The 21209-nt window shown below is 32.0% G+C and carries 19 protein-coding genes and 1 riboswitch; of the genes, 5 read left to right on the top strand and 14 right to left on the bottom strand.

The window, feature by feature from the left end; all coding sequences use genetic code 11:
* Nucleotide 1 precedes the first annotated feature (1 nt).
* Complete coding sequence (locus CPAL_RS02745; RefSeq protein ID WP_061858770.1) at nt 2–448, top strand: hypothetical protein; 447 nt, start codon at nt 2–4, stop codon at nt 446–448.
* A 52-nt stretch (nt 449–500) separates the two neighbouring features.
* Here CPAL_RS02745 and ilvA read toward each other — a convergent pair whose 3' ends face one another.
* Nucleotides 501–1718: a threonine ammonia-lyase gene (ilvA, locus tag CPAL_RS02740; RefSeq protein ID WP_106024043.1), complete on the bottom strand. Its 1218-nt coding sequence runs from the start codon at nt 1716–1718 to the stop codon at nt 501–503.
* Between the two features lie 680 nt (nt 1719–2398).
* Between ilvA and CPAL_RS02735 the strand changes: the two genes are divergently transcribed.
* The 3 genes from CPAL_RS02735 to sdaAA all read left to right on the top strand — a co-directional run bounded on the left by CPAL_RS02735 (nt 2399) and on the right by sdaAA (nt 5321).
* Nucleotides 2399–3589, top strand: a complete 1191-nt coding sequence (locus tag CPAL_RS02735) for a dicarboxylate/amino acid:cation symporter (protein WP_061858768.1) — start codon at nt 2399–2401, stop codon at nt 3587–3589.
* A gap of 171 nt (nt 3590–3760) precedes the next feature.
* Complete coding sequence (gene sdaAB, locus CPAL_RS02730; RefSeq protein ID WP_106024042.1) at nt 3761–4444, top strand: L-serine ammonia-lyase, iron-sulfur-dependent subunit beta; 684 nt, start codon at nt 3761–3763, stop codon at nt 4442–4444.
* Nucleotide 4445: 1 nt separating this feature from the next.
* Nucleotides 4446–5321, top strand: coding sequence for an L-serine ammonia-lyase, iron-sulfur-dependent, subunit alpha (gene sdaAA / locus CPAL_RS02725; protein ID WP_106024041.1), 876 nt, complete (start codon nt 4446–4448; stop codon nt 5319–5321).
* Between the two features lie 127 nt (nt 5322–5448).
* Here sdaAA and CPAL_RS02720 read toward each other — a convergent pair whose 3' ends face one another.
* From CPAL_RS02720 to rhaB, 4 genes are all read right to left on the bottom strand, one after another.
* Nucleotides 5449–6759: a Na+/H+ antiporter NhaC family protein gene (locus CPAL_RS02720; RefSeq protein ID WP_061858765.1), complete on the bottom strand. Its 1311-nt coding sequence runs from the start codon at nt 6757–6759 to the stop codon at nt 5449–5451.
* A gap of 85 nt (nt 6760–6844) precedes the next feature.
* Nucleotides 6845–6947: riboswitch (SAM riboswitch) on the bottom strand.
* Between the two features lie 204 nt (nt 6948–7151).
* Nucleotides 7152–7967, bottom strand: coding sequence for a rhamnulose-1-phosphate aldolase (rhaD, locus tag CPAL_RS02715; RefSeq protein ID WP_061858764.1), 816 nt, complete (start codon nt 7965–7967; stop codon nt 7152–7154).
* 10 nt (nt 7968–7977) lie between these two features.
* Nucleotides 7978–9246, bottom strand: coding sequence for an L-rhamnose isomerase (gene rhaA / locus CPAL_RS02710; RefSeq protein ID WP_061858763.1), 1269 nt, complete (start codon nt 9244–9246; stop codon nt 7978–7980).
* A 28-nt stretch (nt 9247–9274) separates the two neighbouring features.
* A complete protein-coding gene (gene rhaB, locus CPAL_RS02705) occupies nt 9275–10732 on the bottom strand; it encodes a rhamnulokinase (protein WP_061858762.1) in 1458 nt (485 codons plus the stop codon).
* Nucleotides 10733–11074: 342 nt separating this feature from the next.
* On the opposite strand from rhaB, the gene CPAL_RS14060 reads away from it, so the two are divergent.
* Complete coding sequence (locus CPAL_RS14060; RefSeq protein ID WP_061858761.1) at nt 11075–12100, top strand: AraC family transcriptional regulator; 1026 nt, start codon at nt 11075–11077, stop codon at nt 12098–12100.
* A gap of 35 nt (nt 12101–12135) precedes the next feature.
* Here the strand turns inward: CPAL_RS14060 and rhaM are convergent, their stop codons facing one another.
* From rhaM to CPAL_RS02655, 9 genes are all read right to left on the bottom strand, one after another.
* Nucleotides 12136–12450: an L-rhamnose mutarotase gene (gene rhaM, locus CPAL_RS02695; RefSeq protein WP_061858760.1), complete on the bottom strand. Its 315-nt coding sequence runs from the start codon at nt 12448–12450 to the stop codon at nt 12136–12138.
* Nucleotides 12451–12464: 14 nt separating this feature from the next.
* Entirely contained in the window at nt 12465–13310 is an 846-nt protein-coding gene (locus tag CPAL_RS02690; RefSeq protein WP_061858759.1) for a sugar phosphate isomerase/epimerase family protein, read from the bottom strand.
* Between the two features lie 16 nt (nt 13311–13326).
* Nucleotides 13327–14157: a 5-dehydro-4-deoxy-D-glucuronate isomerase gene (gene kduI, locus CPAL_RS02685; protein WP_061858758.1), complete on the bottom strand. Its 831-nt coding sequence runs from the start codon at nt 14155–14157 to the stop codon at nt 13327–13329.
* Between the two features lie 133 nt (nt 14158–14290).
* A complete protein-coding gene (locus CPAL_RS02680; protein WP_061858757.1) occupies nt 14291–15595 on the bottom strand; it encodes a TRAP transporter large permease in 1305 nt (434 codons plus the stop codon).
* 21 nt (nt 15596–15616) lie between these two features.
* Nucleotides 15617–16126 (bottom strand): TRAP transporter small permease, encoded by a 510-nt coding sequence (locus CPAL_RS02675; RefSeq protein WP_061858756.1) that lies wholly within the window; start codon nt 16124–16126, stop codon nt 15617–15619.
* 23 nt (nt 16127–16149) lie between these two features.
* Nucleotides 16150–17184 (bottom strand): TRAP transporter substrate-binding protein, encoded by a 1035-nt coding sequence (locus tag CPAL_RS02670; RefSeq protein WP_061858755.1) that lies wholly within the window; start codon nt 17182–17184, stop codon nt 16150–16152.
* A 52-nt stretch (nt 17185–17236) separates the two neighbouring features.
* The gene (locus tag CPAL_RS02665; RefSeq protein WP_061858754.1) at nt 17237–18364 is read right to left on the bottom strand and encodes a glycoside hydrolase family 88/105 protein; all 1128 of its coding nucleotides are present in this window, start codon (nt 18362–18364) and stop codon (nt 17237–17239) included.
* 96 nt (nt 18365–18460) lie between these two features.
* Nucleotides 18461–19243: a 2-dehydro-3-deoxy-D-gluconate 5-dehydrogenase KduD gene (gene kduD / locus CPAL_RS02660; RefSeq protein WP_061858753.1), complete on the bottom strand. Its 783-nt coding sequence runs from the start codon at nt 19241–19243 to the stop codon at nt 18461–18463.
* A 184-nt stretch (nt 19244–19427) separates the two neighbouring features.
* Nucleotides 19428–21164 (bottom strand): ABC transporter ATP-binding protein, encoded by a 1737-nt coding sequence (locus CPAL_RS02655; protein WP_106024040.1) that lies wholly within the window; start codon nt 21162–21164, stop codon nt 19428–19430.
* Nucleotides 21165–21209: the final 45 nt, after the last annotated feature.

Genomic DNA, 21209 nt, shown 5'->3' with positions numbered 1-21209 from the left:
TATGAAAATTAAAGATTCTCTATTTATACTTGTCCTTATGGGAATCCTATCCTTAATCGGAAATATGGTAGGAGCTAAAAATAATATAATAGATGCCTTTCCTGGAATGGCTATACTTGTAATTATATCTATTTTAGGGATCATATTAGCTAAAATAATTCCAGGAAAAATACCTGCTGTAGCATATATAGTTACTTTAGCCTGCATTTTAACTTATCCCGGATTTCCATGCTCAGCACTTATTTCAAAATATATGGAAAAGGTAGATTTTCTAACTTTAACCACTCCAATACTTGCATATGTAGGAATTTCTATAGGAAAAGATTTAGACAGCTTTAAAAAATCTGGTTGGAGAATAATTGTAGTATCTTGTTTTGTATTCTTAGGAACCTACTTAGGATCTGCTATTATATCTCAAATCATTTTAAAAGCTTTAGGACAAATATAAAATGCTTATTTTAAATGTTGCTATCTCTCTTTAGAGAGATAGCAACATTAGATTAAGATAAGCTTAGACTTTGTACGTTATATCCTTTTTCCTTTAATTCTTTCATTATTTCTATTGAATGTTCTTTTGATTGAGATTCAATTTCGAAGACTACATTTGCAAAATCAATTCCTTTTTCTTCCCAGTTTGTATCCTGTCTTACAGATACAATATTAGCTCCTAACTTACCAATATGGTTTATAAGCGCTCCTAACTCTCCTACTCTGTCTTGTAACTCTACACTAAAGCGCAATCTTCTTTTTTGAAGTATTAACTCTCTATTTATTATTTTTAATATCATTGCCATGTCAACATTTCCACCGCTGATTAAAAGTGCAATCTTCTTGCCATCTACCTTTATCTTATTTGCGAGCAAAGCTGCTAGAGGTACAGCGCCTGATCCTTCTGATATTAACTTTGATCTTTCCATTAATGAGAACATAGCATAAGATATCTCATCTTCTGAAACTGTTATAACCTCATCCACATATTCTTTTATATATTTAAAGGTAATGTCTCCTGGAGTTTTAACAGATATTCCATCAGCTAAAGATTTAGCACCACCTACAGTTACAACTTTTCCCGCTTCTAACGAAGCTTTTGTTGATGCAATTATTTCTGATTGTACTCCTATTATTTTAATATCTGGTTTTATAGACTTAGCGGCTACAGCTATTCCAGATATTAATCCACCGCCTCCAATCGGAACTACTATAGCATCTACATCAGGCAATTCTTCTAAAATTTCAAGAGCTATAGTTCCTTGTCCTGCCATAACTTCCTCATCATTAAAAGGATGTACAAAAGTAGCACCTGTTTCTTTTAAAACTTCCAAAGCCTTTTCATAGCATTCATCATAAACTTCTCCATGCTGAATTACTTCAGCTCCATATCCTTTTGTTGCTTCTACTTTAGCTTGTGGCGCTGTGGCTGGCATTACTATAGTCGATTTAATTCCACAGGCAGTTGCAGCATATGCTACTCCTTGTGCATGATTTCCTGCAGATGACGCCAATACTCCTTTTTCCTTTTCTTCTGGTGTTAAAGTCATTATTTTATTGTAAGCTCCCCTTAATTTGAAAGCACCAGTTTTTTGCTTATTTTCGCACTTTAGATATATCTCATATCCAGATTGTTTTGAAAATGTGCTTGAATAAATTAATGGTGTTTTTCTTACCACACCTTCAATGTTCTTTTGTGCTTGTTTAATTTTGTTTAAGTCTAATGTCATATATAATCCTCCCAATTATAATATTTGTATTTTTTCAATTTGCAAGTAAAAAACATATAAGACTCATATTTTAATTATGCAATTTATTCATTTTCTCATTTCATTTTAATAATTCCAAACATCATATAAAACCTTTACATATTTTCATTATACTTTAAATTTAGAAATTGTCACTATTTTATTTTAAAAAATTTTTGAAATTTTCCTACAGAATACACCTGTATTTATATAGCGTACAGTTTTTGTAGTATGATAATTTTATTTCTATTTTTAGTGGATTAAACCACATTTACTTGTTTTTTATACACACACACTTTCTCTTAAAATTTAATTTATTTTTTTAAAATTAGTTGAAATACTCCTTTCCATATGCTATACTTTGTGTTGTAAACGTTTCATAAATATTATCAATTTTATTATTTTTATAAGTTAATAATTTGAATTTTTGCACTAAATATAATTCATTTTTCTGTAAACAGAATATATTCTCGCAATAGTAACGCTAAAATAAAAATAGATTATATTTGAATATTTGTAAAATATGATTTATTATATTTCATGTATTTTAAAATTTATAACTGCCTAATAATTTTATTATATTTCATGTATTTTAATTTATAACTGCCTAATAATAATTATATTATTATAATTTATATTAAAAATTTAAGGAGGAATTGTACATGAAAAAGCTAGGATTAATTCCTAAAATCATTATCGGAATCATATTAGGTGTAATCATCGGCAACTTTGCGCCAGTAGGATTTGCTAGAATTTTTGCTACATTTTCTAGCATATTTGCGAACTTTTTAGATTTTGTAATTCCACTAATAATCATAGGATTTATAGTTGCCGGTATTGCTGATCTTGGAACAGGTGCAGGAAAACTTTTAGGCATAACAGTTCTTTTTGCTTATATTTTCACAGTTGTTTCAGGAACTTATGCATTAATTGTTGGCAAGACCTTCCTACCTGGAATAATAACTTCTGATGCTATGAGCAAGATTGCATCTGCTAAAGAAGATTTAGCTCCTTACTTTACAATTAAAATGCCACCACTAGCAGACGTTATATCAGCACTTATAATATCATTTATACTAGGATTAGGAATAGCAAAGACTCAGAACAAAACATTAAAAGATGCCTTTATTGGTGTACAAGAAATAATATCTTCTGTTATTGAAAAAGTAGTTATTCCTTTATTACCTATACACATATGTGGAATATTCACTAATATGACTTATACAGGACAAGTTTCAGCAGTATTCTCTGTATTCTGGAAGGTATTTTTAATTATTATCATTCTACATCTTACAATGATTACTTTCCAATTCGCAGTTGGATGTAGTTTTAGTAAAAATAATCTATTTAAATCATTAAAAATACAAATTAAAGCATATTTAACAGCTATTGGAACTCAATCTTCTGCAGCAACTATTCCTGTAAATATAGAATGTTCAGAAAAAATGGGTATTTCAAAAGGAATTCGTGAGTTTGTTATACCTCTTTGCGCTACTGTTCATCTATCTGGAAGCACAATGACTATTACAACTTGTGCAATGGCTGTATCAATGCTATTTGGAATGAAGTTAAGTTTTGCTACAATGTTTGGATTCATAGCTATGCTAGGTGTTTCTATGGTAGCTGCTCCTGGTGTTCCTGGTGGAGCTATAATGGCGGCTTTAGGACTTCTAAGTTCAATGTTAGGTTTCTCCGAACAAATGACAGCTTTAATGATAGCTTTATATATAGCTCAAGACAGTTTTGGTACTGCTTGTAATGTTTCTGGAGACCAAGCTGTAGCTATGTTAGTTGACTTTTTCCAACGTAAATGGAGCAAATCTGAATCTACAAATAGAGCAAGCATAAACTAAATTAACATAAAATAATTATCCCTCTTATGTTGAATAGGAGGGATAATTTGTTTAAATGCTTAACTTCCATTTATTATAATGAACTTTGAATATTAATCTTCTATATTAGAAATTAATAAAATATGCTATACTTTACAACTTATTTATAAGATACTAAAGGAGGTTATTTAAATGAGTAATTACAGCATTTTTGATATAGTAGGACCTATAATGATAGGACCTTCAAGTTCTCATACTGCTGGTGCTGCAAGACTTGCAAAGCTTGCTAGTCTAATCTGTGGTGGTAATCCTGTAAAGGTAGAATTTATTCTTCACGGTTCTTTTGCTAAGACCTATAAAGGTCACGGAACAGACAAAGCCTTAGTTGCTGGAATTTTAAAGATGGATCCTTGGGATGAAAATTTAAAAAACTCTTTTGAAATAGCTAAAGAAAAAGGTATAGAGATCATATTTACAGAAGGAGACTTAGGAGACGTTCATCCTAATACAGTCAAATTTATAATAACAAAAGAAGATGGAACAGTATCTAAAATTAGCGGTTCCTCTATAGGCGGGGGTAACATATTAATATTTGATATAGATGGCCAATCTGTAGAATTTAGAGGAGATTATCCAACTCTGATAACTCTTCACAAAGATACTCCTGGAGTAATTTCTAAAATCACTACACTCCTATATAAAGAGAATATAAACATTGGATCTATGAGAGTATATAGAAATAGTAAAGGTCTTCAAGCTGCTATGGCTCTTGAAACTGATAATACAGTTCCACCGTATATTATTCAACAAATAAAAGAAATTCCTGAAATAGAAAATATTAAATTCATAAATCCAATAATAGAAGGAGAGGCTTAATATGTTTGTAAATAGTGGAAAAGAACTCATTGATATATGTAAAGATAAAAATTATTCAATTTGGGAATACACATTAAGATATGAGATTGAAAATAGCTCTCTTACAGAGGAACAAGTTTTTGAAAGAATGAGAAAAACCCTCCAGGTTATGCAACATTCTGCAAATTACGCCTTAGAAAATAACGTAAAATCTGTAAGTGGACTTATAGGAGGAGATGCTATAAAGCTAAATAAATACGCTGAAAACAATAATACCCTAACAGGAAAGTTTATGGTTAAGGCCATGGCTAGAGCATTATCCTCTTCTGAAGTTAATGCTGCTATGGGAAAAATAGTTGCCTGTCCTACTGCCGGTTCCTGTGGTATCGTGCCTGCAGTTATAATCTCTGCTGGTGAAAAATTAGGTAAATCAGAAGATGACTTAGTAAAGGCACTTCTTACTGTTTCTGGAATTGGAATGCTTATAGCAAAAAATGCAACAGTATCCGGTGCAGAAGGTGGATGTCAAGCTGAGTGTGGTTCTGCAGCAGCTATGGCATCTGGTGCTGTAGTCGAAATGATGGGCGGAACTGTGGAACAGGCATTAGATGCTGGAGCCATTGTCATAAAGAATATATTAGGTTTAGTATGCGATCCCGTTGCAGGACTTGTAGAAGTGCCTTGTGCAAAGAGAAACGTTGCTGGAACTGTATCTGCTCTAACTACGGCAGATTTAGTTATGAGCGGAGTTAAAAGTATGATTCCTTTTGACGAGGCAGTTTGGGCTATGTATAGAGTTGGTAAACAGCTTCCTTGCGAACTTCGTGAAACAGCACAAGGAGGACTCGCAATTACACCTACAGGGATTAAACTTAAAGAACAAGTCTTTGGAAAATAGTAAAAAAACACCAAATATATTTTCTTAATTAAGAATTGAAATAACAGTAAAGTATAAAAAGTGGAGAAATTATAAATTTCTCCACTTTTTACTTATTGAAACTTTAATCCTATATCTTTGTTTTTGCTTAGTTCTTAATTTTAGGTATACCAAGAACTACTGCAAGTACTGCACATATTCCCATTAAATAAGGATAATATAAATATTTCATTACATCAAAAGGTGATATTTTCATAGCACTCGCTACACCAACAGCAGTTAAAATTTGTGCTCCATAAGGAATAATTCCTTGGAAAAAGCATGAAAAAATATCAAGTAAGCTTGCAGCCCTTCTTGGATCTATTTCATACTTATCTGCAATATTTTTTACTATGGGTCCAGCCATTACAATAGCAATAGTATTATTTGCTGTGCATACATCAACTACGCTTACTAAAGCTGCAATCCCGAGCTCTGCTCCCTTTTTGTTTTTTATTCTTTTTCTAATAAAGCTTAGAAGAAAGTCAATTCCACCATTATATTTAATTACTTCAACCATTCCGCCTATTAATAGAGAAATAATTATAAGTTCAGACATTCCAAATATTCCATCTTGAACTGCCTTTAAAAACCCCCACACATCAAATGTATTTGTAATTATTCCTACAACTCCTGCGAAAATCGTACCTCCAACAAGTACAAGCATTACGTTAACTCCTATTAAAGCTGCAATAAGAACTATCATATAAGGAAGCACTTTAATAATACTATATCCATAACTTCCATCTAAGACAGTACTGTTGCCCATGTTTATGAGGGAAAAGATTGCTACAGTAGCCACTGCTGCTGGAATAACTATAGCAAAGTTCATCTTGAATTTATCTCTCATTTCACATCCTTGAGTTCTTGTAGCCGCTATTGTCGTATCTGAAATCATAGAAAGATTATCTCCAAACATAGCACCGCTTACTACGGCTCCAAGAGCAAGTCCGACTGGAATTCCTGTTTTTTCAGCTATTCCTAAAGCCATAGGTGCAAGAGCTGCTATAGTTCCTACAGATGTGCCTATAGACAAAGATATAAAGCAGCAAATCATAAAAACACCAGCAAGAAGTATATTGCCTGGTAAAATTGTAAGCCCGAGGTTAACAGTTGAGTCTACAGCTCCCATAACCTTAGCAACCTCTGCAAAAGCTCCAGCTAATATAAATATTATAACCATCAATATAATATCTGTATTACCTGCCCCCTTACAGAAAACTTCCACCTTTTTATTTATACTTTCATTTCTGTTCATGGCTATGGCAACCATACTTGCTACTATAAATGAAACACTAACTGGCATCTTGTAGAAATCATTAGTTACTATAGATGGTACAAGATACATGACTAAAAAAACCGCTAAAGGAATTAATGCCCATGGAGTTCCTTTTAATTTTGAACTCTTATTTTCCTTCATCTTTTGTTTTCTCTCCTTTACTATTTACCTTAAAGTTTTACAAAACAAAAAAACTTCTTACAGATAATTGTAAGAAGACTCTTAATACTTATCTGCCAGGAATACACCTGTTGGAATTAGCACCACTGAGCATGGCTCTAGGTTGCTGGGTTTCATAGGGCCAGTCCCTCCACCTCTCTTGATAAGAAATTTGAAATTTTATTCTATTTTTACACCCGAATAATTATACTAAAATCACTACAGCATTTCAATATGTAAAAAATAGAACATATGATTTTTTCTTTTATGTATCAACAGCTAGCCCCTAACCGCTATGTCAAATTAAAAATTACTTATCAGTATTTAGAGACTAGCTGAATAATTCAAATGCGCTAAATTTAAGTAATTTTATATTATTTCAATACACCATCTAAAGGTTTTACCCCAAATCCTTCTGCTAGTGCTTTTAACTCTTTATCTGAAATAGTTTGTTTCTTTCCCCCCATAGAAAATACCTTAACTAATATTTCAGCCGCCTTCTCTGCTGTATCTATAAGTCCAAAAGCTTCATCTAAATCTTTTCCTGTTCCAAATATTCCATGGAAAGGCCATAAAACCATGCTATGTTTTCTCATTTTTTCTGCTGTAGCTATTGCTATTTCTTCCTTACCTGGTACCATCCAAGGAATAACTCCTATACCATCTGGAAAAACGACAAGACATTCTGTACTCATTTCCCAAAGCTGTTTTGTAAAGTTTTCAGTAGTTAAATCAAGTACATAGCTCAATGCAATAAGGTTAGTCGCATGAGTATGCATAACTACTCTGTTTTTTCCTTCTGTAACCTTCATTCTTTCAATATGAGATAAAAGATGTGCTGAGAACTCACTAGTAGGCCTTCCTCCATCAGTAAGTCCCCAAAGTATAGTGTACGACTTTCCATCTTCAGAAATGCGGACTATTCCAAGGTTTACCTCTGGTTCAAGTATTACATTCCTAAAATATTTTCCTGTACCTGTTACTAAGAAATATTCCCCAGCTAATTCTTTGAGTTCTGAGAATAGTTCTATTTTTCTTTCTCCTCGTAGCTCTTTTTTATACTGTTCAACTTCTTCCTTAACTAAACGATAGCTTACGTTTCCTCCATTTCTTTCATCCCAGCCTTTAATCCACATATCATTAATAACTTTAATCATTTCTTTCATAAAATTAGATTCTTTTATACTCATATTTATTCTCCTATCTATTTAATAAAACTGCTTTTTCATATTCCTTTACTTCTTCTAGCCACTCTATACCAACTGGTACACCTTTTGTATAACAATAGTAATCCCAAACCGCTTCCCACGGATATGATTTTAACTCTTCGTTCATCGCTAAACGGGTTGTAAAATCAAATTTCTTCTCTGCATTTTGTAAAGCTTTATTTGGTTCTAATAATGCTATAGTTAATGCTTTAAACATATTTCTTGTTCCAATTACCCAAGCTGCAATCCTATTTATGCTTGCATCAAAGAAATCAAGTCCTATATGAACCCTATCCGTTAAATCGTTCCTTATTATTTCTTTAGCTATTGCCATTAACTCATCATCAAGAACTACAACATGGTCACTATCCCACCTAACTGGACGACTAACATGTAATAATATATCCTTTACAAAAAGAGATACAGAAGATATTTTATCTGATATTACTTCTGTAGGATGAAAGTGTCCAGCATCAAGGCAAAGAGCTAAATTGTTTGCTATTGCATAACCTTCATAGAATTCATGAGAACCAACTGTGTAAGATTCCGCTCCTATTCCAAAGACCTTACTTTCTACTGCATCTATATGATATTTCTTATCTATCTTTTCAGCTAATCCTTCATCTAGAGAAGCCTTTAATCTTTGTCTTGGTCCTAATCTATCAATTGTAATATCCTTCATCCCATCAGGTACCCATATATTCATTATAGATGGAGTTCCTAACTCTCTTCCAAAGTATTCACTTATCTTTCTGCTGCGTTTTAAATGTTCTATCCAGAAGTCCCTTATTTCTCTATCTGGATGACTTAATGTTAATCCATCACTTGACTTTGGATGTGAGAAAAATGTTGGATTAAAATCTAATCCTATTTGTTGTTTCTTAGCCCATTCAACCCAGTTTTTAAAATGCTTTGGTTCAATTTCATTACGTTCCACTTTTTCCCCATTAGTTTCTAAATAAATAGCATGTAGGTTCAATCTCTTTTTGCCTGGAATTAAAGAAAAAGCTTTTTCTAAATCTCTTCTTAATTCTTCTGCTGTTTTTGCAGCTCCCGGATAATTTCCTGTAGCGTGAATACCTCCTGTTAACTCTCCATTAGGATTTTCAAATCCTTTTACATCATCCCCCTGCCAGCAGTGAATAGACACAGGAATAGAATCCAATTTTTTTAATACATCATCTGTATCCACTCCTAAAGCTGCATATTTTTCTTTGGCAATTTTATAATGTTCTTCAATAATATTTATTTTATCTAACATCTTCTTATCCTCCTTATATAACTTTTGTCTACTGCAATGATTTAAATCTTTCCCAATTTTCCTCAATATCACTGCTATATATTGGTATATACTTTTTTATATTAAAGGATTCTGAAATGATCCTTCTTGCTTCTTTAAGTGAAGATATTTCCCCTAAAGTGATAAATTGCATTGCAAGGTTTCCCAGAGCAGTTGCTTCAACCGGGCCTGCATACACTTCACAATTAGTAAAGTTTGCGCAAAGCTGATTTAAGAACTTATTTTGTACTCCCCCACCTATTATGTGAATCTTATTAATAGGCTTAGAACTTATTTTCTTTATCTCAAGTAAAGTGTTCTTATATTGAAAAGCTAAACTTTCATATATACATCTTGCAATTTCTCCCGGCGTTTCTGGAACAGCTTGTTTACTTTCTCTACAGTAGTTTTTAATCTCTTTAATCATATTTTTAGGGTTTAAAAATCTACTATTATTAGGATTAATTAAAGATCTAAAAGGTTTGCATTCCTCTGCAAGAGTTACCAATTCTTCAAAACTATACTTATAATCATATAGTTTCTGTACTTCTTGAATTAACCATAAACCCATTATATTTTTTAAAACACGATAAGTATTGAAAACTCCACCTTCATTTGTAAAGTTAAATACTCTTGCCTCCTCTGTGCAAATAGGAGTATCACTTTCAATTCCCATAAGAGACCAGGTTCCAGAACTAATATAAGCAAAATCTTTTGTGGTTGCTGGTATAGAAGCTACAGCAGAACCAGTATCATGAGTAGCCGGAGCTATAATCTTTACCTGACCTAAGCCTGTTTCTTCTTGAACTTCTTTTCTTAGCTCCCCTAAGATTGTTCCAGATTTTATAACCCTAGGAAAAATATCTTTACTAAGTCCAACTATACTTATTAAATCCTCATCCCAGTCAAGATTATTTATGTTAAACAATTGAGTAGTAGTAGCATTTGTAAACTCCACAGCCTTTTTACCACTTAATAGGTAGTTTAAATAATCTGGGACCATCAAGAAAACATCAACATTGTTTACTATTTCTTTATTGGCCCTAACATGTTCATAGAGTTGATAAATTGTGTTAAATTGTTGAAACTGTATACCAGTTTTCTCATAAATTGCTTCTGGACTTTTTTCTTTAAATACCTTTTCCATAGTTCTATCTGTTCTGTGATCTCTATAAGCGTAAACTTGAGAAATCATCTCATTCTTCCTATTTAAAAGAGCATAGTCAACAGCCCAAGTATCAATTCCAATAGATTCCACATTTATTCCTTCCTTAGCAAATTCTTTAAGCCCATTCATAATCTCTTTGAATAGCTTATCCATATCCCAATAGTAGCTTCCATTTTTCTTGAGCATATTGTTTTTAAATCTATAGACTTCCTTTATGATGATTTTTTCTTCTTTCATTGTGCCAACTATTAATCTTCCACTTGAAGCACCAATATCAATTGCAATACAGACTTTCGACATGCTCTTCTTCTCCTTCCTTTATCTTTTATCACTTCTAGCTATATTTTTATTTGCTATATCCATTGTTTAATATGTATCTACTAATCTTAAACTTCTAGTTGGATTTTCTTAATATATTTAAATCTTAGAAACCTCCATAGTACTTAAATCAGTAATTAAATGTCTTACTTTATGGTTAAGATATAAATAAATTGCTTTTATAGTTCTCTTTCAGTATAAATGAATACCTTTAACTGTTGTATAACCAAATCAAAGTGGTTTACTATCAAAACTTAATATTTGTTTGAACTCTAACCCTTATTTCTATATAATTGTATTAATATAATTGGAGGAGGTGTTTATATGAATCATTCTGAACTTGATAAACTACTAAAAATGCGAACATCTGCAGAAGAGTATATTATAAATTCAATAAATTCATCACATAAAGGAACACTAACTAATAAACAAATTATGACCATCCTTCACCCCGTTTTACGTTGGGAAGAAGATGATGAAACTCCTGTCCTTTCTGGCGAATCCATACTGCCGCCTGATGAGAATATATCAATTTCTAAGCATCACCGTTTTATTCCTATACCAGCTCATCAGCATGATTTTATTGAACTTTTTTATGTATATTCAGGATCATGTACTCAAATTATTAATGGAAAAAAGGTAACTTTGAGCCAAGGTGATATGTGTATTTTGGACACGAATGTTATTCATTCCATAGAAACAACAGGAGAAAACGACATCATTATAAATTGCTTGATGCGAAAGGACTACTTTGATACTTCACTCTTAAGCAGACTTTCTAGTAATGATTTAATTTCTACTTTCCTAGTTCATGCTATTTATCAAAGTAAAGACTACAATAACTTTATTATTTTTCATTCTAAAAAACGTAAAAAGCTTCACAGCCTTATGAAAGACTTAATGTGTGAATACTTCGACCCTTCCATTTGTTCAAAAGAAATAATTAATTGCTATATTATCTTAATTTTTTCAGAACTTCTTCAAATTTATCAAGATCAAACTCCTGAAGTGCAGATTTTGAATGAAACCGCAAACACAAAGAATATTTCTAAAATTTTAGAGTATATACAAAAAAATTATATATGTACTACTTTAGCTGAAACAGCAAAAACTTTTAATTTTCATCCTAATTATTTAAGTACACTTTTAAAAAAGACTACAGGAAAATCTTTTAAAGAAATTATTCATGAACAAAAATTAAAAAAGGCATGCACTCTCTTAAAAAATACAGATATGACTGTAGAAGATATATCCCTAGAAGTAGGATATAATAACTTTAGCTTCTTTTATAAAAAGTTTAAAGATGCATTTGGTGTAACTCCTTTAGAATATAGACAGAATAAGCAATAATTTATATAAAAAAGCGGCATTATGCCGCCTTTTTATTAATCAAGATGAAATACTTCTTTTAAGTCCACAGAAACAGGACTATTATCTTCATTTGTTTCCATTATATCTTTCATGTATTTCCACCACTTTTGACATATTGCAGTTTCTGCTGACTTATCCCACAGCTTAGCATCTTCTAATTCAATATATCCAAATAGAGTGTTGGTTTCCTCATCTAAGAATATAGAATAATTTTTCCCACCATATTCATGAATCATTTTTATCATTTCTTGCCAAAGATTATCATGACGCTTTTTATATTCTTCTGCCATATTATCATACAGCTTCATTTTAAATGCCTTTCGTACCATAAATCTCACACCTTTTACTCATTATCTACAAATGACATAATATACTCAGCGCTTCTTTCATAAGTATCAATTGTTGTATTTTCCATTAAAACTTCAATATAAGGTTTATGCTTTTTTAACAATTCCATAAGCAGCTTGTAATTAAATTCACCTTTTCCTTCTCCAGGTGCAACTTCACGAATTTCATTATTTTCTACAACAAAGTCTTTAGCATGAATAACCATAATATCATCTGCAAATAAATCAAAGCATTTTTTTATGATCTCATCCTGCCGCTTATAATTATCAAAAGAAAGAAGATTTATAGGATCTAAAATTATTTTTAGATTAGGAGAATCAATGATGTCAAGCATTTGTCTAATACGTTCCGGTGTATTTACAACGTATTTTGTTACTCCTTCAAGCCCAATAATAGTATTATACTTTTCTGCCTCTTTAACTAATTCCTTTAATCCTACAATAAATTCTGCAAAAGCTTCTTCTGTATGATTTTTCCTATTAAAAGAAAAATCAGGATTATATGAGCCAGATTCTGTACCTACGATCATTGCTCCAAATTCCTTAGCAAAGCGAATATGCTCTTTAAATTTTTCAAACTCTTTTCTACGCTCATTTAAATCTGGATGCATAAAGTTGATATAACATCCTAATACTGCTACATCTATACCTTTAGCTTCTAATGTTTTTCGAACATGACGTGCTAATCCTGGAGAAAAGGTCCCTGGAGTAAAAGGAATGTTATTAATAGCCTTAGGTAAAGCCAATTGTATGCACTTCAAGTTGGTCTTTTCTAGTTTATCCGCTAATTCCTCCACAGTACCTGCACCTAAGTCATGGGCTCTTAATCCTAATCGTATCATATGAAAATACCTCGCATTATCTTAAATCATTCATTGGCACATGGTCCATATCGTCAAAAGTTTGGTTTTCACCAGCCATACCCCATATGAATGTATAATTTTTTGTTCCTACTCCTGAGTGAATAGACCAAGATGGCGAAACAACAGCTTGCTCATTTGAAACCACGATATGTCGTGTTTCATTAGGTTCTCCCATAAAATGAAATACTTTTGAATCATTATCTAAATCAAAATATAGATATACTTCCATGCGACGGTCATGAGTATGACATGGCATTGTATTCCAAATATTGTTTGGTTCAAGTTTAGTTAGTCCCATAACTAATTGGCATGACTTGCAAACTGATGGATGTACATATTGATTAATTGTTCTTTTGTTTGACTCCTCATTTGAACCTAAATGTACCTTGTTTGCTTTCTCTAGTGTTATTTGAACAGTTGGATATGTATGGTGTGCTGGAGCTGAATTTAAGTAAAACTTTGCTGGATTATTTGCATCTACAGACTTAAATTTGACTTCTTTTGTTCCCATTCCAACATACATACCGTCTTCTTTGCTTAGTTCATATTCTGTACTATCTAAAATTATAACTCCTGGTCCACCAATATTAATAACTCCTAATTCACGGCGCTCCAAGAAGTAATCAACTCCCATTTTATCTCCAGCTTCTAAAGATAAAATTTCTTTAACAGGCATTGCACCTCCTGCAATCACTCTATCATCATAACAGTAAGTTAAAGCTATTTCATCAGCTAAAAATACCTCTTTTATTAAAAAGTTTTCTCTTATTTCTTCAGTTGTCATTCTTTTTACATATTGTGGATGATGTGAATATCTTATTTGCATACTTATTCCTCCTCATATAATAAGTTTATAGTTAGTCAAATGATTGATTAATAAATTGAACTAAATATCAAACAGAATAAATTCTACTTGATATTTAGTTTCACTTAATTTAATACTTAATATATTATCATTATTACATCAAACCAAAGGTCTTAGGAAGCCATATACTGATTCCTGGAATAAACGTTACCATTAGCAATACTATTAATATTGCTACAAAATATGGTATAATCTTCTTCAAGACATCTTCTATTTCTAAGTCGGCTATGCTACATCCAACAAATAATACGCTTCCAACTGGTGGTGTAATTGTTCCTACGGCTAGATTAAATACCATCATGACACCAAATTGTACTGAATCCATTCCGCATTGTACTGCAATAGGTAATAGGATTGGAGTAAATATCAGGAGGGCTGGTGCCACATCCATAAAAGTTCCTATAATTAATAGTAATATATTTATAATTAGTAATATAATTATAGGATTATCTGATATACTTAAAATCATCTTACTAATTGCTGTTGGAATTCCTGTAAAGGACATAACGAATGACATAACTGATGATGCTCCAATGATAAGCATAATTACTGATGTCATAACAGCAGTTTCTGTTAATAATTTTGGTATATCTGAAACTTTGATTGTTTTATAGAAGAATACTGATAATATAAATGTATATGCAACTGCTACTCCTGCAGCTTCTGTAGCAGTAAAAATTCCACCAGTAATACCTCCTATAATAATAACTATTAAAAACAAGCTTGGTATAGCGTCAATAAAAGCATGAAAAGCTTCTTTTGTATTAAATCCTGAAGTTCTAGCAACATAATTATGTTTTTTTGCATAGTACCATGCTACAAGTGCACAAGCAAAAGCCCATAATAAACCTGGAATCCAACCTGCTATAAATAGTGCTGCTATAGATGTTCCCCCACTTGCTAAGGAGTAAACTATAAATGCTGCAGTAGGAGGGATTAATTGTCCTACTGGTGCAGTTGAAATATTTACAGCAGCTGAATAAGCTCTATCATATCCATTTTCTTTTTCTATTGGTCCTAATACGCCGCCAATAGCAGTTGCAGCCGCAATACCAGAACCAGATATTGATCCAAACATAGCATTTCCGGCAACATTAGCTAATGCTAAAGAACCAGGAATACGTCCTACAAAAATTTGAGCTAAATTTATTAATTTCTGTGCAATACCTCCATTGCTCATGAAAAGACCTGCTAGTATAAAAAATGGTACCGCTAGTAATGTAAAACTATCCATACCTGTTATTAATTTTTGTGCTGAAACAAACACTCCAAAATCCAATGTTAATAAAGCCGTAAGTGTAACAAAGGATGCTGCTACAATACATATTGCTATTGGTATGCTAAAGAATAACATACCAAAGAATATAATTGCTAATAAAATCCCTGCTTGTGCTGCCATAAATTTAACCTCCTTTTGCTATTAAACTTTCTTCAACTTCATATAATCTTTTTCAATTTTTGCGCCTCCGTGTTGTAGCTTCATAATATCATCTTTAATTCCTATAATCGCATATAACAACATTAATATGCCACTAAGAACTAATGAATAGTATAAAAACTGCATAGGCATTTGCATTGAAGAAGATACTTGGCCCACAGCGTTATTTGCAACTCTAGTTCCACCGATAATTAATACACCACCAGAAAATACCGCAGTGATAACTCCAACAAGGACTCCAATAATTGCTTGAAATCTTTCTGAACCTCTTTTTACTGCAAATGTAATCATCAACTGCTTACCTTTTCCATATGCATAAGGCGAAGCAAGCATAGTTATCCATATTAACCCGTATCTCATAAATTCTTCTGTAATAGTACTTGGTTTACCTACTATATATCTAGAGACAACTTGCCAAACACATGCTATTACTAATGCACCCATACCAATAGCTGTAATCCACTCAATGAATTTATTTAATGCTTTTATCATTATTTCAACTCCTTTACAGCATTTCAATTGCTTTTTTCCTCTGAAGTTTCTGTACTAGCAGGAATGTATTTTTGTATATCATTGTAATATTCTGCAAACTTAGGTCCTTTTGCTTTATATTCTTCATGCATTGGCTGTACAGCTTCAATAAATGGCTTCTTATCTATACGATAGAATTTAACGCCCATTTTTTCTGCCTCTTTTACTGCATTATTAATCATATTATTATAAGATTTTTTATACTCTTCGCTATTTTTATGCATTGCATCCTGTAGAGCTTGTTTTTGTTTATCATTCAGTTTATCCCAAACCTTGGTGCTTATAATAACTACATCTGGTGTATATTGGTGCTCAGTATATGTATATGATTTAGCAACTTCACCATGTTTATTTACTGTAAGTGCCATTTCTGTATTCTCTCCACCATCTAATAATCCTTGTTGTAATGCCGTATAAACCTCCCCTACAGCCATTGGTACTGGAGATCCTCCCATTAAACTAATCATCTTTTTAGCAGTTGGACTTTCCATTACACGTATTTTTAAACCTTTTAATTTACTTGGATCAATAGCTGGTTCATCTTTAGTTGTATAAACGTTTCTTGCTCCAGATGCATAAAATCCTAAAGCTATATACCCCTTTTCCTTTCCACTCATCATAATATCCTTTACAGCCTCACTGTTTTCTAAAGCATTATAATAATGTTCCGTGCTTTGGAAAACATATGGTAACGAAAATATAGAATAAGCACTATTGAATTGGTCTAATGAAGAAGCTCCAACCTTAGCCATATCTAAAACTCCAGCTTTTACAAGCTCAATTGTATCTCTTTCTGAGCCTAAAGTACCACTTGGATAAATCTCCATCTCTAAATTAACACTTGAATTGTTTACTTCTTCTGCAAACTTGTCTACTATTTGAGCAACTTCTGAGTCCGGTGTCTGTGTATGAGCTAATCTTAGAGTTACTTTTTCTTCTGCTAAAGTAGTTTTTCCGCATCCTGTAAATAAAGTTGCTGCCACACACAATGCAACACCTATTAATTTTACTCTTTTCATACTTTCACCTCTATTATTTTCATATATTTAACTTTTCTAAACTTCACAAAATCTAGATATGATATAAGGCTTCAGTTAAAGCTATAATTGCTAATGATTGTCCATAAGCCATAGGTGCAACGATAATATTTTTATAGTGTTCTTTATTATATCCAATTCCTGTTCCACCAGATACATTTAATACTGTTCCATCTTCATCAACATTATTTAAAATAGCTTTAATTGCCTTTAATGCATACTTTCTATAAGACTCATCTAAAATGCCACTTCTTACGCCTTTTAAAATACCTGCTGCTATAGCTGATGATCCTGAAACTTCTACATAGCTAGTTGGATCATCTAAAACTGTATGCCATAAACCGTTTTCAGATTGTAATTTAATTAAAGCATCAACTTGAGCTTTATAAGTGTTTATGATAAATGTTTTTGTACCTTCATCTAAATACTCTCCTGAATTCTCAATAAAATCCATTATTCCATTTGTAAACCACGAGTTCCCACGGCACCAGAACACTTCACCGAAATTACTATTTTCTTTAAAACTCCATCCATGATGAAATAACCCATTTTTCTTCTCATATAAGTATTTAATGTGGATCAATACTTGGTAAATGGATTCTTCAATCCATTCTTTTTTGTTATATTTAACTCCCATTTTATTTAAGAATAATACCATCATAAATAAGGTATCTATCCATAATTGACTTTCATTTAAAATTACGCCATTTCGATTTTTAATGTCTGTTGTTACATGTTGAAATCCATTTTCTTTTGTACGTGGTAAATCATTCATTAACCAATTTGCCCAGTCTAAACATAAGTCTTCAAATCTTTTTTCATTATACACATCACATAATTCAACTAAAGTTAATAATGGGGCTGTTGTGTTAACATTACGTGAAGGTAGTCCAAAATTGATATTGTCTACATACCATTTATATAAAAATTCATTGTATTCTCCTGTTTTCTTATACTTTCCAAGCTGCCATAATCCATGAATTCCTACACCTTGTGGCCAATCCCATTCTTTTATTCCAAAGTCACGCGCAATTACACCTTTTGAAATTGCTGCATCCCCCTCATCTAGCAACTTTTTATCAAAGTTTGGTTCATCTAAATTAACTAACTTATTTACTACCTTTTCAAGTTTATCCATCAAAGCTTCTTTTGTTATTTGCATTTCTAAACCCCCTCTATATTAATTATTAATCATTAAGAAAGCGTTTTCTTTGATACTTTTTTTATTGGTGGCTAAAACAAATCAGCCACCAATAACCTATCTAACCAACCATCCGCCATCAACGGCTAAAATATGCCCATTAACATAATCAGAAGCACGACTTGCTAAAAATACTACTGTTCCCATTAAATCAAATGGTTCTGCCCAGCGTCCTGCAGGAATGCGATCTAAAATTTCCTTATTACGAGTTTCATCTGCACGGATTGGAGCAGTATTAGCAGTTTTAACATATCCTGGTGCGATTGCGTTGACTTGAATATTATAAGAAGCTAATTCGTTAGCAAAAGCTTTTGTAATCCCTGCAACTGCATGCTTACTTGCTGTATATGGCGGTACGAATTTTCCTCCTTGGAAAGTTAACATTGAGGCAATATTAATAATTTTCCCTGACTTTTGTTCTGCCATAACTCTCGCAACTCTCTGGCTTAATTTATAAACAGCATCAATATTTATTGCCATTACTGCATCCCAGTCTGTATCTTTATATTCTAACAATGGTGCACGTCTAATAGTTCCAGCATTATTAATTAATATATCTATTTTTCCAAATTTCTCTAGGCATTTATTAACAACTTCATTCCTAAATTCATCTTTAGTTAAATCACCTTGTATAAATTCAATTTTTCTTCCTTCTTTTTCTACTAATTCACGTGTTTCATCCCAGTTATTATCATAAGTTGGGACAAACAGATCTGCTCCTGCCTTTGCTAATGCAACAACATACCCTTGACCTAATCCTGTATTTCCACCTGTAACTATTGCTACTTTTCCTTTTAAAGAAAAGAAGTCCATTGAAAACTGTTCCAATATATTTGACATCTCAAATTCTCCCCTCTATCTATTCAACATTTATGTTTATATCATTTACCATATCTATAGTATACTGAGTTTAATTTGCTTATACTATGACCAAATCAAACATGATACTGTCAAAACTTAATATTCTAATTAACATAATATTCTTCAGTCGCAAACTGCTATTTCTAAATTTATAAGCTTCATTTTATTCCACTTCGTCTGGAATATAACCTTTAAATTGTGAATTATAAAGTTTAGCGTATATTCCGTTTTTCTTTATAAGCTCTTCATGAGATCCTTTTTCTTCAATTCCATTAGCTGTTAGAACTATTATTTCATCTGCATTTTTTATAGTAGAAAGCCTGTGAGCAACAACTATGGTGGTTCTGCCTTCTGATAATTTTTCAAGGGATTTTTGAATAATTATCTCTGTAGCATTGTCTAAGGCTGATGTAGCTTCGTCTAATATTAGTATTGGAGGATTTTTTAAGAATACTCTTGCTATTGATATCCTTTGCTTCTGTCCTCCTGATAACTTTATTCCTCTCTCTCCTACGTAAGTATCATAGCCATCTGGAAGATTTATTATAAAATCATGAATGTTAGCCCTTTTAGCCGCATCTATTACTTCTTTATCTGTAGCATCTGGATTTCCATAAAGGATATTTTCTTTTATGGTTCCTGTAAATAAAAATACATCCTGATGCACAATACCTATATTTTTTCTAAGAGATTCTAAAGTTAAATCTTTTATATTTTTACCATCTATAAATATACCCCCTTCTGTAACTTCATAAAATCTAGGTATAAGATGGCAAAGAGTAGTTTTTCCGCCTCCTGATGGTCCTACTAAGGCTAGAGTTTTACCCGCCTCCACCTTAAGATTAATGTTTGATAATACAGATTTCTTATCATTATAGTTAAAAGCAACATTTCTAAACTCAATGTCTCCCTTTACATCTTTAAGCTCTACGGCATCTTCTCTATCTTTTATGTCAGGTTGTATGTTCATTATTTCCATAAATCTTTCAAAACCTGCCATTCCTGATTGATATTGCTCTATGAATGAGGTAAGCCTTCTAATAGGCTGCATGAATATACTAATGTATAAAAGATAGGCTACTAAATCTCCAGAAGTTATTATTCCCTTATATGTGAATATTCCCCCTACACAAATTACAATTACATTTAATACATCGATTAAAAAATGTATTCCAGAATAAAACTCTGCCATAGCTTTATACGCAAACTCTCTTGATATTCTAAACTTATCGTTTCCTTCATTAAACTTTTTCATCTCATAATCTTCATTAGTGAAAGATTTTGCAACTCTTATTCCAGATATACTGTTCTCAAGCTGAGCATTTACATCAGCAACCTTTTTTCTAACTTCTTTAAAAGCATTAGTCATTTTGACCCTTTTCTTTATAGAAAATATGATCATGACTGGTACAAAAGCAAACACTATTAATGTAAGTCTCCAATCAATAGTGCATAAAGCTACAAAAGCTCCTACAAGCATTACTAAAGATATAAATAAATCTTCTGGTCCGTGATGGGCAAGCTCTGATACCTCCATTAAATCATTCACTATTCTAGACATAATATGTCCTGTCTTGTTATCATCAAAATAACTAAAAGGCAGCTTTTGAAGATGAGAAAATATCTCTTTCCTCATATCATACTGCATTCTTACTCCTACCACATGTCCCCAATATTCAACTATATAATTAAATATAAGCTTTAATATATATAATGCTGCTAAGAATATAATTAACTTATATAAAAGGCTTAATTGCCTATTAGGTATTACATCATTTATAATCTTTCTAGATATCATTGGATAAAAAAGATCTGCAGCAGCTGCCAAAAATGCACACACCATATCCAATATAAAAAGTTTCATATGAGGTTTATAATATCCTATAAACTTTTTAATCATTTTTTTTCTCCCTTCTTTACATAAAAATATAATATATATAATACA

The sequence above is a fragment of the Clostridium thermopalmarium DSM 5974 genome (genome assembly GCF_002995795.1).
GTDB lineage: Bacteria > Bacillota > Clostridia > Clostridiales > Clostridiaceae > Clostridium_H > Clostridium_H thermopalmarium.
Note: the sequence above shows the minus strand (reverse complement) of the source record. Positions and strands in the feature narration are given on the sequence as shown.

Bases quoted from the DNA above. Each gene is read 5' to 3' on its own strand.
- kduI (WP_061858758.1), bottom strand. From the start codon at position 14,157: ATGCAAATAAGATATTCACATCATCCACAATATGTAAAAAGAATGACA.
- sdaAA (WP_106024041.1), top strand. From the start codon at position 4,446: ATGTTTGTAAATAGTGGAAAAGAACTCATTGATATATGTAAAGATAAA.
- kduD (WP_061858753.1), bottom strand. From the start codon at position 19,243: ATGTCAAATATATTGGAACAGTTTTCAATGGACTTCTTTTCTTTAAAA.
- ilvA (WP_106024043.1), bottom strand. From the start codon at position 1,718: ATGACATTAGACTTAAACAAAATTAAACAAGCACAAAAGAACATTGAA.
- CPAL_RS02735 (WP_061858768.1), top strand. From the start codon at position 2,399: ATGAAAAAGCTAGGATTAATTCCTAAAATCATTATCGGAATCATATTA.
- CPAL_RS02670 (WP_061858755.1), bottom strand. From the start codon at position 17,184: ATGAAAAGAGTAAAATTAATAGGTGTTGCATTGTGTGTGGCAGCAACT.
- CPAL_RS02680 (WP_061858757.1), bottom strand. From the start codon at position 15,595: ATGGCAGCACAAGCAGGGATTTTATTAGCAATTATATTCTTTGGTATG.
- rhaD (WP_061858764.1), bottom strand. From the start codon at position 7,967: ATGAGTATAAAAGAATCTAATTTTATGAAAGAAATGATTAAAGTTATT.
- sdaAB (WP_106024042.1), top strand. From the start codon at position 3,761: ATGAGTAATTACAGCATTTTTGATATAGTAGGACCTATAATGATAGGA.
- CPAL_RS02665 (WP_061858754.1), bottom strand. From the start codon at position 18,364: ATGCAAATAACAAAAGAAGCTTTGATGGATAAACTTGAAAAGGTAGTA.
- rhaM (WP_061858760.1), bottom strand. From the start codon at position 12,450: ATGGTACGAAAGGCATTTAAAATGAAGCTGTATGATAATATGGCAGAA.
- rhaA (WP_061858763.1), bottom strand. From the start codon at position 9,246: ATGTTAGATAAAATAAATATTATTGAAGAACATTATAAAATTGCCAAA.
- CPAL_RS14060 (WP_061858761.1), top strand. From the start codon at position 11,075: ATGAATCATTCTGAACTTGATAAACTACTAAAAATGCGAACATCTGCA.
- CPAL_RS02675 (WP_061858756.1), bottom strand. From the start codon at position 16,126: ATGATAAAAGCATTAAATAAATTCATTGAGTGGATTACAGCTATTGGT.
- CPAL_RS02745 (WP_061858770.1), top strand. From the start codon at position 2: ATGAAAATTAAAGATTCTCTATTTATACTTGTCCTTATGGGAATCCTA.
- CPAL_RS02720 (WP_061858765.1), bottom strand. From the start codon at position 6,759: ATGAAGGAAAATAAGAGTTCAAAATTAAAAGGAACTCCATGGGCATTA.
- rhaB (WP_061858762.1), bottom strand. From the start codon at position 10,732: ATGTCGAAAGTCTGTATTGCAATTGATATTGGTGCTTCAAGTGGAAGA.
- CPAL_RS02655 (WP_106024040.1), bottom strand. From the start codon at position 21,164: ATGATTAAAAAGTTTATAGGATATTATAAACCTCATATGAAACTTTTT.
- CPAL_RS02690 (WP_061858759.1), bottom strand. From the start codon at position 13,310: ATGATACGATTAGGATTAAGAGCCCATGACTTAGGTGCAGGTACTGTG.